The sequence below is a fragment of the Micromonospora maris AB-18-032 genome (assembly GCF_000204155.1).
Taxonomy (GTDB): Bacteria; Actinomycetota; Actinomycetes; order Mycobacteriales; family Micromonosporaceae; genus Micromonospora; species Micromonospora gifhornensis.
In genome coordinates this window covers 1,250,322-1,265,304 of record NC_015434.1, presented here as the reverse complement: position 1 = coordinate 1,265,304, position 14,983 = coordinate 1,250,322, and the positions used below count along the sequence as shown (strand labels likewise).

The 14,983-nt window shown below is 70.9% G+C and carries 14 protein-coding genes; 4 read left to right on the top strand and 10 right to left on the bottom strand.

Annotation, left to right across the window (positions count from 1 at the left end; genetic code table 11):
- Window positions 1-30 precede the first annotated feature (30 nt).
- From rdgB to VAB18032_RS05790, 9 genes are all read right to left on the bottom strand, one after another.
- Complete coding sequence (gene rdgB, locus VAB18032_RS05830) at window positions 31-636, bottom strand: RdgB/HAM1 family non-canonical purine NTP pyrophosphatase (RefSeq protein WP_013731868.1); 606 nt, start codon at window positions 634-636, stop codon at window positions 31-33.
- A 111-nt stretch (window positions 637-747) separates the two neighbouring features.
- On the bottom strand, window positions 748-1,479 hold the full coding sequence (gene rph, locus VAB18032_RS05825) for a ribonuclease PH (RefSeq protein ID WP_013731867.1): 732 nt from the start codon (window positions 1,477-1,479) through the stop codon (window positions 748-750).
- 56 nt (window positions 1,480-1,535) lie between these two features.
- Entirely contained in the window at window positions 1,536-2,282 is a 747-nt protein-coding gene (locus VAB18032_RS05820) for an MBL fold metallo-hydrolase (protein WP_013731866.1), read from the bottom strand.
- A 267-nt stretch (window positions 2,283-2,549) separates the two neighbouring features.
- Complete coding sequence (locus VAB18032_RS05815) at window positions 2,550-3,515, bottom strand: PLP-dependent cysteine synthase family protein (RefSeq protein WP_013731865.1); 966 nt, start codon at window positions 3,513-3,515, stop codon at window positions 2,550-2,552.
- 10 nt (window positions 3,516-3,525) lie between these two features.
- Window positions 3,526-3,864, bottom strand: a complete 339-nt coding sequence (locus tag VAB18032_RS05810; RefSeq protein ID WP_013731864.1) for a MoaD family protein — start codon at window positions 3,862-3,864, stop codon at window positions 3,526-3,528.
- Between the two features lie 63 nt (window positions 3,865-3,927).
- Window positions 3,928-4,416, bottom strand: a complete 489-nt coding sequence (locus VAB18032_RS05805; protein ID WP_013731863.1) for a M67 family metallopeptidase — start codon at window positions 4,414-4,416, stop codon at window positions 3,928-3,930.
- A 54-nt stretch (window positions 4,417-4,470) separates the two neighbouring features.
- On the bottom strand, window positions 4,471-4,965 hold the full coding sequence (locus VAB18032_RS05800) for a DUF2017 domain-containing protein (protein ID WP_193386308.1): 495 nt from the start codon (window positions 4,963-4,965) through the stop codon (window positions 4,471-4,473).
- Between the two features lie 2 nt (window positions 4,966-4,967).
- On the bottom strand, window positions 4,968-5,258 hold the full coding sequence (clpS, locus tag VAB18032_RS05795; RefSeq protein WP_013731861.1) for an ATP-dependent Clp protease adapter ClpS: 291 nt from the start codon (window positions 5,256-5,258) through the stop codon (window positions 4,968-4,970).
- Window positions 5,259-5,373: 115 nt separating this feature from the next.
- Window positions 5,374-6,831 carry a P-loop NTPase family protein gene (locus VAB18032_RS05790; protein ID WP_013731860.1) on the bottom strand — a complete coding sequence of 486 codons (1,458 nt, stop codon included), beginning with the start codon at window positions 6,829-6,831 and terminating at the stop codon, window positions 5,374-5,376.
- Window positions 6,832-7,030: 199 nt separating this feature from the next.
- Between VAB18032_RS05790 and VAB18032_RS05785 the strand changes: the two genes are divergently transcribed.
- From VAB18032_RS05785 to VAB18032_RS05770, 4 genes are all read left to right on the top strand, one after another.
- Window positions 7,031-9,709: a LuxR C-terminal-related transcriptional regulator gene (locus tag VAB18032_RS05785; protein ID WP_043719795.1), complete on the top strand. Its 2,679-nt coding sequence runs from the start codon at window positions 7,031-7,033 to the stop codon at window positions 9,707-9,709.
- A gap of 16 nt (window positions 9,710-9,725) precedes the next feature.
- On the top strand, window positions 9,726-11,012 hold the full coding sequence (locus VAB18032_RS05780) for a nicotinate phosphoribosyltransferase (protein WP_013731858.1): 1,287 nt from the start codon (window positions 9,726-9,728) through the stop codon (window positions 11,010-11,012).
- A 13-nt stretch (window positions 11,013-11,025) separates the two neighbouring features.
- A complete protein-coding gene (locus VAB18032_RS05775; RefSeq protein ID WP_013731857.1) occupies window positions 11,026-11,607 on the top strand; it encodes an isochorismatase family protein in 582 nt (193 codons plus the stop codon).
- A gap of 71 nt (window positions 11,608-11,678) precedes the next feature.
- A complete protein-coding gene (locus VAB18032_RS05770; RefSeq protein ID WP_013731856.1) occupies window positions 11,679-12,914 on the top strand; it encodes an MFS transporter in 1,236 nt (411 codons plus the stop codon).
- 235 nt (window positions 12,915-13,149) lie between these two features.
- Here the strand turns inward: VAB18032_RS05770 and ctaD are convergent, their stop codons facing one another.
- On the bottom strand, window positions 13,150-14,907 hold the full coding sequence (ctaD, locus tag VAB18032_RS05765) for an aa3-type cytochrome oxidase subunit I (RefSeq protein WP_013731855.1): 1,758 nt from the start codon (window positions 14,905-14,907) through the stop codon (window positions 13,150-13,152).
- Between the last annotated feature and the right edge of the window lie 76 nt (window positions 14,908-14,983).

The following is a 14,983-nucleotide window of genomic DNA, read 5'->3' as shown; positions in this document are numbered from 1 at the left end:
ATGCTCAGCGAGACGGCGGACCTCGCGGGGTCAGAGGACCTTGGCGACCAGGGCGGCCAGTTCGCGTAGGGCCTTGCCGCGGTGGCTGATGGCGTCCTTCTCCTGCGGGGTCAGCTCGGCGTTGGTGCGGTCCTGACCGTCGCCGAGGAAGATCGGGTCGTAGCCGAAGCCACCGTCGCCGCGCGGGGCGCGCAGCAGCCGACCCTGCTGCCGGCCGTCCACCAGATGCTCCTTGCCACCGGGCAGCACCAGCGCCACCGTGCACACGAAGGAGGCGCCCCGGTGCTCGTCCGGCACGTCACCGATCTGGTCGAGCACCAGTTGCAGGTTGGCCTCGTCGTCACCGTGCCGACCGGCCCAGCGGGCGCTGAACACCCCCGGCATGCCGTTGAGCGCGTCCACCGCCAGCCCGGAGTCGTCCGCGATCGTCGGCAGCCCGGTGCGCCGGCAGCCCTCCCGCGCCTTGATCAGCGCGTTCTCCCCGAAGGTGAGCCCGGTCTCCGGCAACTCCGGGTACGCCTCGACGTCGTCCAACCCGACCAGGGCGATCCGGTGCGCGCCGAGCGCGCCGTCGAGGATGCGCTGCAACTCGATGAGCTTCTTGCGGTTACGGGTGGCGAGCAGCACCTTGTTCATAGAGAACCACCTTTCGTTCGCGACTGCGGGGCTCGCAAGCTCACTCCTCGCGCTTCACAGGGGCTACCTTTCGTTCGCGACTGCGGGGCTCGCAAGCTCACTCCTCGCGCTTCACAGGGAGCCAAGAGCCTTTCGCTGGGCTTCGGCCAGGTCCAGACAGCCGACGGTGGCCAGGTCGAGCAGGGCGTCCAACTGGTCGCGGGCGAACACGCCGGCCTCACCGGTGCCCTGCACCTCGACGAAGTCACCGGCGCCGGTGCAGACGACGTTCATGTCGACCTCGGCGGCCACGTCCTCGTCGTAGCACAGATCCAGGCGCGGCTCGCCGGCGACGACACCGACGCTGATCGCGGCGACAGACCGGTGCATCACCTTCTCCGGGGTGCCGGTCAGGGCCTTGCGGGCGGCGAGCCAGCTGACCGCGTCGTGCAGGGCCACGTACGCCCCGGTGATCGCGGCGGTCCGGGTACCGCCGTCGGCCTGGAGCACGTCGCAGTCGAGCACGATCGAGTTCTCGCCGAGCGCCTTGAGGTCGATGGCGGCGCGCAGGCTGCGGCCGATCAGCCGGGAGATCTCGTGGGTACGCCCACCGACCCGGCCCTTGACGCTCTCCCGGTCCGAGCGGGTGTTGGTGGCCCGGGGCAGCATCGCGTACTCGGCGGTGACCCAGCCGAGCCCGGAGCCCCGACGCCAGCGGGGCACCCCCTCGGTGACGCTCGCCGTGCAGAGCACCCGGGTCGCGCCGAACTCCACAAGCACCGATCCCTCGGGATGGGTACTCCAGCCTCGGGTGAGGGTCACCGGACGGAGTTGGTCGGGCTGCCGCCCGTCAGGTCGCGCCATGCCTGCACCCTATGCGGTGCCGTGATCGAACCGTCCCCCGGTGCCCGGCCGGCGACTCAGATGTCGTACGTGGAGCCGGGGCGGACCACTTCCAGCGGCCCGGTGTACGCGGCGGCGGCGGAGGCGACGGTGTGCGCCTCGCTGCCCCAGGCGGCCACCAGGTGGGTCAGCAGCAGCCGACCGACGCCCGCCTTGGCCGCCGCCTCGCCCGCCTCCCGGCCGGTGAGGTGCAGATCCGGCGGGTTGTCGACGCCGTCGAGGTAGCTCGCCTCGCAGAGGAACGTGTCCGCGTTCTGGGCCAGCCGGATCAACGCCTCGCAGGGCGCGGTGTCCCCGGAGTAGCAGAGCACCCGGCCGTCGTGCTCCAGCCGCACCCCGTACGTCTCGATGGGGTGCAGCACCCGGTCGACGGTGACGGTGAACGGGCCGATCGGGAAGGTGCCGGGCTCCAGTGCGTAGAACTGGTAGACGTCCTCGACGCTGGCGCCCTCCTGCCCGTACGCGGTGGCGAGCCGTTCCGGGGCGCCGGCCGGGGCGTAGACCGGCAACGGCGGATACGGGCCGTCCGGGGCGTACCGGCGCACCACCACGTACGACGTGGCGTCCAGGATGTGGTCGCAGTGCAGGTGGGTCAGGAGGATGGCGTCGGGGGCGTGCAGCCCGGCGTAACGCTGCAGGGTGGACAGCGAGCCAGGGCCGAAATCGATCAGAAGCCGGAAGTCCTCGGCCTCGATCAGATAGGCCGAACAGGGGGACTCGGGTCCGGGGAAGCTGCCCGCACAGCCCAGGACGGTCAATCGCATCGAGTTGTCTCGCTGTCACGGTAGGTGGTGATCTTCCGGGCCACCGCTCCGGCGGTGATCACTACCGACGCGTACGCCACGCTGCGCAGCCTACGCCCGCCGATGCGAAGGCAAGAATGATCCGCTGGAAGTTGTCACCAACGTGACACCCACCCCGGCCGTCCGATCGAGTCGACGTTGGCTGAGTGGCCAGTCAGTCAAGGCCGACGGACGAGGGCCACCGGCGTACCGCCGGTGGCCCTCGGAGTCGTCACTTTCCGCACAGGGTCAGGCCCAGAGCTGCCCCTCCAGGGCCTCCTCCGCGTCGGCGAGGGTGCCGCCGTACGCCCCGGTGCTGAGGTACTTCCAGCCGCCGTCACTGACCACGAACGCCACGTCGGCGCGACGGCCGTCACGGACCGCCTCGTGCGCCACGGCCAACGCCGCGTGCAGGATCGCCCCGGTGGAGAAGCCGACGAACAACCCCTCGACCTCGACCAGCTGCCGGGTCCGCAACACCGCGTCCCGGGTGCCCACGGAGAACCGCCGGTTGAGCACGGTGGCGTCGTAGAGCTCCGGGACGTACCCCTCGTCGATGTTGCGCAGGCCGTAGACCAGTTCGCCGTAGCGCGGCTCGGCCGCGACGATCTGAATGCCTTCGACCTTCTCCCGCAGGTAGCGGCCGGTCCCCATCAGGGTGCCGGTGGTGCCCAGCCCGGCCACGAAGTGCGTGATCGTCGGCAGGTCGTGCAGCAGCTCCGGGCCGGTCGTCTCGTAGTGCGCCCGGGCGTTTGCCTCGTTGCCGTACTGGAAGAGCATCACCCAGTCCGGATGCTCGCCGGCGATCTGCTTGGCGGTGGCGACCGCCTGGTTCGAGCCACCGGCCGCCGGCGAGAAGATGATCTCCGCGCCGTACATCCGGAGCAACTGCACCCGCTCGGTGGAGACGTTCTCCGGCATCACGCAGACCAGCCGGTAACCGCGCAGCTTGGCCACCATGGCCAGGGAGATGCCGGTGTTGCCGCTGGTCGGCTCCAGGATCGTGTCGCCCGGGCGGAGCCTGCCGGCCGCCTCGGCGGCCCGGACCATGAACAACGCCGCCCGGTCCTTGATGCTGCCGGTCGGGTTGCGGTCCTCAAGCTTGGCCCACAGCCGCACCGGCGGCGCCCCCTCGGGCACCGTCGGCGACAGTCGGGGCAGGCCCACCAGAGGTGTGCCGCCGCAGGCGTCCAGCAGGCTCTCGTACCGCGCCATCGAGCTCGCCTCAGCCGGCGGTGACGGGCGTACGGCCGTGCTGCGCGATCGCCGCAGCGGCGGCGAAGCCGAACGCGCCGCCGGCCACGGCCGGCAGGATGGTGACGCTGTCGCCGTCGGAGAGCTTGGCGTCCAGCGCGCCGAGGAAGCGTACGTCCTCGTCGTTGACGTAGACGTTGACGAAGCGGTGCAGCGCGCCCGCGTCGGTGACCAGCCGCGCCCGCAGCCCGGCGTGCCGGGAGTCAAGGTCGGCGAGCAGGTCGTTCAGGGTGTCGCCGCTGCCCTCGACGACCTTCGCGCCGCCGGTGTAGCTGCGCAGGATGGTGGGGATGCGAACCTCGATGGCCATGATGTCTTACTCCTTGATCAGGTGTGCTCGGTGACGTGCCGGAAAGGGTGTGCGGGGCTGGGATCAGCTGCCCGAACACTCGTAGTCGACAGTCGCCGGGCTCTGCCCGAACATGTAGGACTGCACGGCGTGCGGATCCACCCCGGCGTCGAGAATCCGCACCGGCTCCTCGGTCACCATCCCGTCCACGATCCGGAAGGAGCGAATCTCCTCGGTGTCCGGTTCCCGGGTGGAAACGAGCAGGTAGTGTGCGCCCGGCTCGCCGGCGAAGGCGATGTCCGTACGTGACGGGTACGCCTCGGTGGCGGTGTGCGAGTGGTAGATGACGACGGGCTCCTCGTCCCGATCGTCCATCTCCCGCCAGACCCGCAACTGCTCCATCGAGTCGAACTCGTAGAACGTCATCGAGCGGGCGGCGTTCTCCATCGGGATGTGCCGGGTGGGCTTGTCGCTGCCTACCGGGCCGGCGACCACGCCACAGGCCTCGTCAGGGTGGTCCCGACGGGCGTGGGCGACGATCGCGTCAACGATCGACCGGTCGATGGTCAGCACGTCGCCAAGCCTAGCGCCCGCCGCTGGCGATCCGCGAGGCGGCGCGGGTCACACTCACTCGATCAAGGCGTTGAGCAGGGATTCCTGGAGGTAGCCCAGGTATGCGTAGACCGAAAGTTGGAACACCCGGCTGGAGGAGGGATCTTCGGCCACCGCGTCGTCGAGCTCGGCGCCCAGGTCCGTCCCGTCCTTGATCTCCAGCCGTACGCCCATCGCCAGCCGGGCGTCGTTGAGTGCCCGCAGCCACGCCTCGGCCGCCTCGGCGTCCAGGAGTACCTCGCCGCCGCCCTCGCCGGGCAGCGCCGCCAGGATCGCCCCGGCCTGGTCGATTTTCGCGGTCTTCAGGTCACCTTCGGTGTACCTGCGGAACTCCGCGGTCCCCGCCGCGTCGTCCGGATACACCTCGGGGAACAGCCGGCACACCACCGGATCGGTGTGGTCGAACCCGTCGGTGAGCAGGCCGACCACCTCGGAGGCGACCTTGCGCAGCACGCGTACCTCGTCGACGGCCAAGCTGGCGACATACCGGTCGCCCTGACGGCGGAACATGCTCACGACCGGTCCACCGTCGCCCAGAGCCCGTACGCGTGCAACTGCGCGGCGTCGTGTTCCATGCGTTCCCGGGCGCCGCTGGAGACCACGGCCTTGCCCTTGTGGTGCACGTCCAACATCAACTGCTCGGCCTTCTCCCGGCTGTACCCGAAGAGCTTCTGGAAGACCCAGGTCACATAGCTCATCAGGTTGACCGGGTCGTCCCACACGATCGTCACCCACGGCCGGTCCGAAGCCGACACCTCGTCGGTGGCCGGAGTCTCGACCGGTGCAACCTGTGGAGCCGCCATGCCCCCCATCGTGCCACCGGATCGGCGGAACCGAGGAACCGGAACGCCGGACCGCCTTCCGGCAGCACCCGCAGGCACCCCGCCGGGGCCGCCGACGGGGTGCGCCGACGGGCGGTCAGGCGAGCAGGATGCCGTGTTCGGCAGCATCGGAGAGCACCGTGCCGAGCGAAATGCGGATCGCCTCGAAACGGCGGGCAACCTCTCGGGACAGTTCCAGTTCGATCTCGCGCAGGGCGCGCTGGGCCCAGGCCCGGGCCGCGTCCGGGTCGTTGTTCGCCGGGGTACGCCAGTGCTGCCAGCAGCCACCCGACAGCGCCACCGCCACCGGCGGAAGCACCTCACTGCGGGCCGGCCCGGGATACGTCGACAGCGCGTCGATCGCGGCGGCGCCGCTCAGCCCCGCGACACCCGCGGTACTGGTGATCAGCAGCACTCGCTCCAGCTCCGGTCCGGGAGTGTGCTCGGGCATGCTCCAGGCGACGGCCTGGTAGATCCGCTGCCGGACGCCGGCCGCCAACGGCCCGCCGAAGAGCCGACCGGCGATGTCGTCGACGAGCACCCGTACGGCGTGGTCGCACTGCGCGGTGGCCAGCAGCGACAATGCCTCCATCTCACGGTCGACCAGTTGGGGCAGGCCGGCGCAGCCGCCGCCGAAGAGGATGTCCTGCACCACGCGCAGGTGCACCCTGGCCAACTCCAGCGCCAGACACTGACGGATCCGCTGGGCGGCCGCACGCGACTGCCGGTCGAGTTGTTCGGACCAGGCCCCCGGCTCCGCCACCACCGGCACCCGACCGTGCGTACCGGGCAGCTCCGGCGGCTCGCCGCTGGCGCGGCACAGCCCTTCGTCGGCGGCCCAGGCGACCATGGCCCGCTTCAGGTCGGCCGCGTCACCGTTGATGATCGGGAACCAGCGGGCGTCGGCCAGTCCCGGCACAGCGGCGAGCAGCGCGGCCCGGCACGCGTCGACGGCGGCCGGATCGATCGTGGGGTTGCCGGTGCCCGGCGTGACCGCGAAGAAGACCTGCACCGGGGTTCCTGCGATCTCGGCGAGCAGGTTCAACTCGGCGGAGCTGAAGGACTGGTCCGCCGCGATCACGAAGAGCAGGGCACCGGCCCGACCGACCGCGTCCAGCAGGATCTGTCCGCCGGCCGGGCCCATCGTCCCGGTGTCCGGCGTGTCGACCAGGGCGAAGTGCTTCAGCAACGGCTCGGGAAGGTTCAACTCGACCCGGCGCGGCGGCCGCGCCAGGGCCGGCCCCACCGTGGGCAGGTCCACCCGGTACGAGTGCGGCTGCCGGTAGCCGGGCACGAAGGCGGCCCGGGAAGGCTGTAGGGCATGGCGTACCACCAGCCAGCTACCGGCCAGGGTGGTGAGCATGCCGGCGTCGAGTTCCAGCAGCGCGGCGAGCACCTCGGTGCGGCCGGCACCGGCCGGGCCGACGGCGATCACCGCGAGCGGCTCGCGCGGGCTGGTGGCGCTGACCCCGAGCCGTTCCGGAAACGGACCGGTGCCCGATAGGCCCGGCGTGCCGTCGGTCGTACCCAGGTGATGGAGAGGGCCCGGCTTCATCAGGCGGCGGCCTCCGTGGCAAGGCGACCGGCAGCGCCGGCCGCGTGAGCATCCGGTGGCGACATCCGGATGCCGGAAGAGTACGGCCGCCAGCGTCGCGTACGAGACAAATCGAGTACTCAGCGGTAACTGTGGCACTACTCAACTTCGCCCGGTCGGGCTACCGGTCGACGCGCAGTAACGTCGATATGCTGCGCGGATGACTCCGTGGAGGTTCGTGGGCCGCACGATGGAACTCGACCGCCTGCATGCGGCGGTGACCGGCCCTCAGGGACGGGGGATGTTCTTCACCGGCAGCGCCGGCATCGGCAAGAGTCGCCTGCTGCGGGAGGGCATGGCCGCCCTGCCCGCCGAGAACTACGCGGTCTGGTGGATCGCGGCCAGCGCCACCACCGCGGCGATGCCCTTCGGTGGCCTGGTGCAGGTCCTTCCCGTCGAGCAACCGCAAGGGCTCTCGCCCGCCGGCATCCTGCGGTGGGCGGTCGACGTGTTGCAGCAGCAGGCCGCCGGTCGACGGATCGTGCTCGCGGTCGACGACGCGCATCTGCTGGATCCGCCGTCGGCGGCCCTGGTGCACCTGGTGGCCCGTTCCGAGAACGCCTGCGTGGTAGGCACGCTGCGCGACGGTGAGCAGATCCCGCTGCCGATCAGGGCACTGTGGACGGACGGGCTGGTCGAGCACGCCGAGCTCAGTCCACTGGCGCCGACCGAGACCGCCGGGCTGCTCGCCGCCATCCTCGGTGGCCCGGTCGACGGCGGCTCGTCGGACCGGCTCGGCCGGCTCAGCTCCGGCAATCCGCTGCTGCTGCGCGAGCTGGTGCACGCCGCCCAGGGCAGCGAGGAGCTCACCAGGCGGTACGGCATCTGGACCTGGACCGGGCGGCTGGAGCTCGCCCCCAGCCTCACGGATCTGATCGACATCCGGATCGGCCAGCTCAGCCCCGGGGTGCGCACGGTGGTCGAGTTGGTCGCCTTCGGCGAGCCGCTGGGGCTCCAACTGCTCTACCGGGCCGCCAGTCAGACCGATGTGGAGACCGCTGAGGAACGTGGGCTGATCACGATGGTCAAGTCCGACCGGCGGCTCGACGTCCGGCTGGCCCATCCGCTCTACGGCGAGGTGGTACGCCGGCAGTGCCCGGTCAGCCGGACCCGTCGGTTGCAGGCGGACCTGGCCGAACTGTTGGAGGGGGTCGGTAAACGGCGGCGGGAGGATCTGCTGCGGGTGGCGGTCTGGCGACTGGACTCCGGCACCGCGCAGGATCCGTCGATGCTTGTCGCCGCCGCCGGGCAGGCGTTCGCCCGGTACGACGTACCGTTGGCGACCCGGCTGGCGCGGGCGGCGCTCGACGCCGACGGCGGCTTCAACGCGGCGGAGCTGCTGGCCACCATCCTGATGTTCGCCGACCGGCCGGCCGAGGCGCTCGGTGTGCTCGACGCCGTCGCTCCCGACAGCGACGACGAGGATCGGCTCAGCCGGTGGCTGACCGCCCGCGGCATGGTCAGCTACTGGGGGCTCAGTCAGGAGTCGACGGTGGAGGAGATCGCCGAGCGCGGCGCCAGCCTGACCGATCTCGCCGCGCAGGCCCGGATCCGCGCCTTCGAGGGGATCATGCGTCTGCACCGGCTGGACGCGCCGGCCGCGCTGCGGCTCGCGCAGGGCGTCCTGGACCGGCCGGCGGCCAGCACCGCCGCGCGTGAGCTGGCCCGGTGCACCATCGCCCACCTTCAGGCCGTGCAGGGTCAGCTGTGCCGCAGCGCCACGGCGGTGGACCTGGTCCAGGCGAAGGCGGCCAGTTGGCGGGCGGACATGCCGTACCTGCAACTCGCGGTGGAGCTGGCTCGGGGCACCCGGCTGGCGCTCTCCGGCGACCTGGCCGGCATCGACCGGCTGGTCGCGGACGAGTTCGCCGACCTGGCCGACGCGGGTGACTTCCGGCTCGGCAGCGGATATCTGGCGATCCTGCGGGCGTACGCGGCACGGCTGCGCGGGCGCAGCGACACCGCCCTGCAGGCCGCGCTCGGCGCCTGCGCGATCCTGGCTACCAGCCGGGTGTACGCCGGACTGGCCCAGGCCGAGCGGGCGCAGGCCGCCGCCCTGCGCGGTGACGCCCGGCAGGCGGCCGAGGCGATGGCCGAGGCCGACCGGATCCACGCGCCGAACATGGCGGTGCTGTACCCGTGGCTGGAGCAGGCCCGGGCGGCGGCGCTCGCCGTCGGCGGTGACCTGCCCGCAGCCGTGGCACACCTGCACGACCTGGTCGGTCGGTTGCGTGCCGACGGTTTCACCGGGCACGAGGTGCTGGCCCTGCACGACCTGGTACGCCTCGGCGAGGCCGGCGCGGCGACCGGCCCGACCTGTTCCGACGACAACCGCCGTACCGTCGCCCAGCGGTTGGCCGAGTTGTCGGAACGGGTCGACGGGGATCTTCCCCCGCTGCTGGCCCGGCATGCGCGGGCGGCTGTCGAGGGCTCACCCGAGCAGTTGCTCTCGGTCGCCGACAACTTCATGGATCTGGGGCTGGCCCTGCCGGCCGCGGAGGCCGCCGCAGGGGCCGTGCACCTGCTGCGGCAGCGCCGCTCGCCGGACATCGCCGTGGCCAGCGAGCGGCTCGCCGTCCTGCTCGGCTGCTGCGACCTGGTGCAGACCCCGGCCCTGCGGGCGGCCACGCCGGTGCTGACCGAGCGGGAGTGGCAGGTGGCCCGACTGGCGGCGGACGGCGAAACCAGCCGGGCCATCGCCGAACAACTCTTCCTCTCCGCCCGTACGGTGGAGAACCACCTGCAGCGGGTGTACACCAAGCTCGGGCTCAACGGTCGTGCGGAGTTGAAGGCGGCATTGCGGACGATCCCGGGGCACGACGGCACGACGAGCACCTGAACTCTAGGCTGAGGGCGTGCACACCCTTCGTCCCGCGCTGTTGACCGACCACTACGAGCTGACCATGGTCAGTGCCGCCCTGCGGGACGGCACAGCGCACCGCCACTGCGTCTTCGAGGTGTTCAGTCGCCGGTTGCCCGCCGGACGTCGCTACGGCGTGGTCGCCGGCACCGCGCGGCTGATGGAGCTGATCCGCGAGTTCCGCTTCGACCCGGCCGAGATCGACTTCTTGCGGCGTACCGGCGTGGTGGACGAGCCGGCCGCCGCGTGGCTGGCCGACTACCGGTTCACCGGCGACATCGACGGGTACGCCGAGGGTGAGTTGTTCTTCCCCGGGTCGCCCATCCTCACCGTCTCCGGCACCTTCGCCGAGTGCGTGGTGTTGGAGACGGTGGTGCTGTCGGTGCTCAACCACGACTGCGCGGTGGCGGCCGCCGCGGCCCGGATGGTGACCGCGGCCCGAGGTCGCGCCCTGATCGAGATGGGGTCCCGCCGGGCGCACGAGGAGGCCGCGGTGGCGGCGGCCCGGGCGGCGTACCTGGCCGGGTTCCAGTTCACCTCCAACCTGGCCGCCGGTCAGCGGTACGGCATCCCCACCGCCGGCACCGCCGCGCACGCGTTCACCCTGCTGCACGACGACGAGCGGACCGCGTTCGCCTCGCAGGTCGCCACGCTGGGCAGCCAGACCACGCTGCTGGTCGACACGTACGACATCAGTCAGGGCATCCGCAACGCGATCGAGGTGGCCGGGCCGGAGCTACGGGCGGTCCGGATCGACTCCGGTGACCTGGCGGTGATCGCCCAGCAGTCTCGGGAGTTGCTGGACTCGCTCGGCGCCACCGAAACCAAGATCATCGTCTCGGGTGACCTCGACGAGTACGCCATCGCCGCGCTGGCCGCCGAGCCGGTCGACATGTACGGTGCCGGCACCTCGGTGGTGACCGGCTCCGGCGCGCCCACCGCCGGCCTGGTCTACAAGCTGGTCGAGGTCGAGGGACGTCCGGTGGTGAAGCGCTCCGAGCAGAAGGCCACCATCGGCGGGCGCAAGGTCGCCGTACGCCGGCACAAGCCGACCGGCACCGCCACCGAGGAGATCATCGTCCCGCAGGGCGTGCCGGACCGGCACCCGAACGACCGGCTGCTGCAACGGTCGTACCTGACCGGCGGCGAGGCGGTGGCCCTGCCGACGCTTGACGAGTCGCGGGATCACCTGCGGCAGTGCCTGATCTCCATCCCGTGGGAGGGACTGAAGCTTTCCGCAGGTGACCCGGCCATTCCGGTCACCGTGGTACCGACCGAGTAAGAGGAGCAGGTCCATGGCCAACGCCCTGATCATCGTTGACGTGCAGAAGGACTTCTGCGAGGGCGGCTCACTCGCCGTCGCCGGCGGCGCGGGGGTGGCCGCCGGGATCTCCCGGTTGCTGGCCAGCGAGCCGCACCGCTGGGATCACGTGGTGGCGACGAAGGATTACCACGTCGATCCCGGCGCGCACTTCGGCGATCCGCCGGACTTCGTGAGCACCTGGCCACAGCACTGCGTGGTCGGCACCCCCGGTTCGGAGTTCCACCCCGAGTTGGCCACCGACCGGGTGGAGGCCATCTTTCACAAGGGCGAGTACGCCGCCGCGTACTCCGGTTTCGAGGGCCATGCCGGGGACGGCGAGACTCTGGCCGACTGGTTGCGCCGGCACCAGGTCGACTCGGTCGACGTGGTCGGCATCGCCACCGACCACTGCGTACGCGCCACCGCCCTGGACGCCGCGCAGGAGGGCTTCGCCACCACCGTGCTGCTCGACCTGACCGCCGCCGTCGCTCCGGACACCCTCGACGTCGCGCTGCGGGCGTTCGAGGGGGCCGGGATCACCACGCATGGCACCCCTGTGATCAGGGCCGCATGATGCGCTAATTCGTTGGCGGTCGTCGTGCCACCGGTCGAGGATGTCCGGCGGAGGTACGGACCGACGTGAACATGAAGCCTTACCGGGAGGCGCTCGCCCTGCCCGGTCTGCGGTCGCTGCTGCTGGTGGCGATCCTGGCCCGGGTGCCGTTGACCGCGACCGGGATCACGCTGACGTTCTACGTCGTACAGGATCTGGGGCGCGGCTACGGCGCGGCCGGGCTGGTCGGCGCGGCGATCACCGTCGGCGCGGCGATCGGTGCTCCGCTGCTCGGCCGGCTGGTGGACCGCCGTGGCTTGCGGCCCGTCCTGGTCCTCACCGTGGTGGCCGAGGCGATCTTCTGGTCCACCGCGCCGATGCTCTCGTACGCCCTGCTGCTGCCCGCCGCGTTCCTGGCCGGCCTGCTGGCACTGCCGATCTTCTCGGTGATCCGGCAGTCCATCGCCGCGCTGGTGCCGGTGGCGAAACGACGCCCGGCGTACGCGCTGGACTCCATGTCGGTCGAGCTGTCCTTCATGATCGGCCCGGCGCTCGCCACGGTCGGCGTCACCACCATCTCGGCCCGTCTCACGCTCTACCTGGTCGGCGCCGGCATCGTCGTCTCCGGTGCCGTGCTGTGGCTGCTCAACCCCCCGGTACGCAGCGCAAGCGAGACGACCAGCGGACCGCAGCCGAGGCTGGCCCGCCGGCAGTGGCTCACCTCCCGGATGATCGCCGTCTTCGCGGTGAGCGCCGCGGCCACCCTGGTCCTCGGCGGCACCGACGTGGCGGTCATCGCCGCACTGCGGGAGAACGACGACACCGCCTTCACCGGTGTGGTGCTCGCGGTCTGGGCAATCGCCTCGCTGGTGGGCGGCTTCGCCTACGGCGCCGCCCGCCGCTCCTTCTCACCGGTCGCGCTGATCGGCCTGCTGGGCCTGCTCACCATCCCGGTCGGGTTGGGCGGTTCACACTGGTGGCTGCTCGCTCTGGCGCTGATCCCCGCCGGCGTGCTCTGCGCACCGACCCTCGCCTCCACCTCCGACGCGGTCAGCCGGCTCGCTCCAGCGAGCGTCCGCGGCGAGGCGATGGGCCTGCACGGTTCCGCGGTCACCCTCGGCATGGCCGTGGGCGCCCCACTGTCCGGGGCGGTCATCGACGCCTCCAGCCCGCTGTGGGGCTTCGCCGTCATCGGCGCGATCGGCACCCTGGTGACCCTCGCCGTACTCCCCGTCGAACTACGCCACCGCCGCGACGACGCCGCCGCGCTCACCACCGCCACCACCGACAAGAACACCCCGCAGCCCCTCACCCCCACCTCCGCCTGACCACCCGCCCTGACGCCCACACTCGGAAGGGCTGACGCGCTGGGGGCGAGGCGTGCGGAGAGCGAGGTGCCGGGAGCCAGGCGTCCCCGGGGTGGCGAGGTGCGGGAGCCAGGGGTCCCTGGAGGGCGAGCGTCCGGAGGGGAGGGCGTCCGGCGAGGTGTCGGGGGAGGGCAGGCAAACAGGAACGGGCGCCACGCCCTGGTGGGGGCGGCGCCCGTTCTGCGGGGTACGGAGGTCAGCGGCGGTCGATGTCGCTGGCCACGTCCTCGGTGTAGCTGGCGCCACCGTCGGACTCGCTGGTCAGGGGCTTGGAACCACCCTCGGGCGGGCCGGCGATGGTCTGGCCGGCCGCCAGCTCGGGGAACTTCGCGTCGAAGGCGGGGCGCTCGGAGCGGATCCGCGGCATCCGGTCGAAGTTGCGCAGCGGGGGCGGGGAGCTGGTCGCCCACTCCAGCGAGTTGCCGTGGCCCCACGGGTCGTCGACCTCGACCACCGGGCCGGCCTTGTAGGCCTTCCAGCAGTTGTAGAGGAACGGCAGCGTGGAGATACCGGTGATGAACGCGCCGATCGTGGAGACCATGTTCAGCGTCGTCCAGCCGTCGATGGCCTGGTAGTCGGCGTAGCGGCGGGGCATGCCCTCGTTGCCCAGCCAGTGCTGCACCAGGAACGTGGTGTGGAAGCCGATCATGGTCAGCCAGAAGTGAATCTTGGCGAGGCGCTCGTCGAGCATCCGGCCGAACATCTTCGGGAACCAGAAGTAGATGCCGGCGAAGACCGCGAACACGATCGTGCCGAAGAGCACGTAGTGGAAGTGCGCCACCACGAAGTACGAGTCGTGCAGGTGGAAGTCCAGCGGCGGGGCGGCCAGCAGAACGCCGGTCAGACCACCGAAGAGGAACGTCACCAGGAAGCCGATGGACCAGAGCATCGGCGACTCGAAGCTGATCTGGCCCCGCCACATGGTGCCGATCCAGTTGAAGAACTTCATACCGGTCGGCACGGCGATCAGGTAGCTCAGGAAGCTGAAGAACGGCAGCAGCACCTGGCCGGTGGCGAACATGTGGTGCGCCCACACGCTCATCGACAGGCCGGCGATGGCGATGGTCGCGGCGACCAGGCCCTTGTAGCCGAAGATCGGCTTGCGGGAGAAGACCGGGATGATCTCGCTGATGATGCCGAAGAACGGCAGCGCGATGATGTAGACCTCGGGGTGCCCGAAGAACCAGAACAGGTGCTGCCAGAGCATCGGCCCACCGGTGTCCGGGCTGTAGACCTGGGCACCGAGCAGACGGTCGGCGGCGAGTGCGAACAGCGCGGCGGCCAGCAGCGGGAAGACCAGGATCACCAGGAGGCTGGTGACCAGCATGTTCCAGGTGAAGATCGGCATCCGGAACATGGTCATGCCGGGGGCGCGCAGGGTCAGGATCGTGGTGATCAGGTTGACCGCGCCGAGGATGGTGCCCAGACCGGAGATGGCCAGACCCATCACCCACATGTTCCCGCCGACGCCCGGGGCGTGTTCGGTGGTGCTCAGCGGGGTGTACGCGGTCCAGCCGAAGTCGGCCGCTCCGCCCGGGGTGAGGAAGCCGGCGGTGGCCATGGTCCCGCCGAACAGGTACAGCCAGTACGCGAAGCTGTTCAACCGCGGGAACGACACGTCCGGCGCGCCGATCTGGATCGGCACGATGTAGTTACCGAACGCGAACACGATGGGCGTCGCGAAGAACAGCAACATGATCGTGCCGTGCATGGTGAACAGCTGGTTGTACTGCTCGGGCGACAGGAACTGCAGCCCGGGCCGGGCCAGCTCGGCCCGCATGATCAGGGCCATCAGACCACCGATCATGAAGAACACGAACGCGGTGACCATGTACATGATCCCGATTTGCTTCGCGTCCGTGGTCCGCAGCATCCGCGCGATGGCCGACCCCTTGACCGGCTCCCGGACCGGCCAGGGCCGGGTCACGACCGGCTTGGGTGCGACGGTGGTCACGAGTGGCCTCCGGTTCTGGGTTGTCCCGCTCGGCACGCTGTCGGGGCGGCCGTCATCCGCAAGGAGGATAGTCCCC

Excerpts from the sequence above, each read along its gene's own strand:
- VAB18032_RS05785 (WP_043719795.1), top strand. The coding sequence starts at position 7,031 with ATGACTCCGTGGAGGTTCGTGGGCCGCACGATGGAACTCGACCGCCTG.
- rph (WP_013731867.1), bottom strand. The coding sequence starts at position 1,479 with ATGGCGCGACCTGACGGGCGGCAGCCCGACCAACTCCGTCCGGTGACC.
- VAB18032_RS05815 (WP_013731865.1), bottom strand. The coding sequence starts at position 3,515 with ATGGCGCGGTACGAGAGCCTGCTGGACGCCTGCGGCGGCACACCTCTG.
- VAB18032_RS05790 (WP_013731860.1), bottom strand. The coding sequence starts at position 6,831 with ATGAAGCCGGGCCCTCTCCATCACCTGGGTACGACCGACGGCACGCCG.
- VAB18032_RS05775 (WP_013731857.1), top strand. The coding sequence starts at position 11,026 with ATGGCCAACGCCCTGATCATCGTTGACGTGCAGAAGGACTTCTGCGAG.
- rdgB (WP_013731868.1), bottom strand. The coding sequence starts at position 636 with ATGAACAAGGTGCTGCTCGCCACCCGTAACCGCAAGAAGCTCATCGAG.
- VAB18032_RS05770 (WP_013731856.1), top strand. The coding sequence starts at position 11,679 with ATGAAGCCTTACCGGGAGGCGCTCGCCCTGCCCGGTCTGCGGTCGCTG.
- clpS (WP_013731861.1), bottom strand. The coding sequence starts at position 5,258 with ATGGCGGCTCCACAGGTTGCACCGGTCGAGACTCCGGCCACCGACGAG.
- VAB18032_RS05810 (WP_013731864.1), bottom strand. The coding sequence starts at position 3,864 with ATGGCCATCGAGGTTCGCATCCCCACCATCCTGCGCAGCTACACCGGC.
- VAB18032_RS05800 (WP_193386308.1), bottom strand. The coding sequence starts at position 4,965 with ATGTTCCGCCGTCAGGGCGACCGGTATGTCGCCAGCTTGGCCGTCGAC.
- VAB18032_RS05820 (WP_013731866.1), bottom strand. The coding sequence starts at position 2,282 with ATGCGATTGACCGTCCTGGGCTGTGCGGGCAGCTTCCCCGGACCCGAG.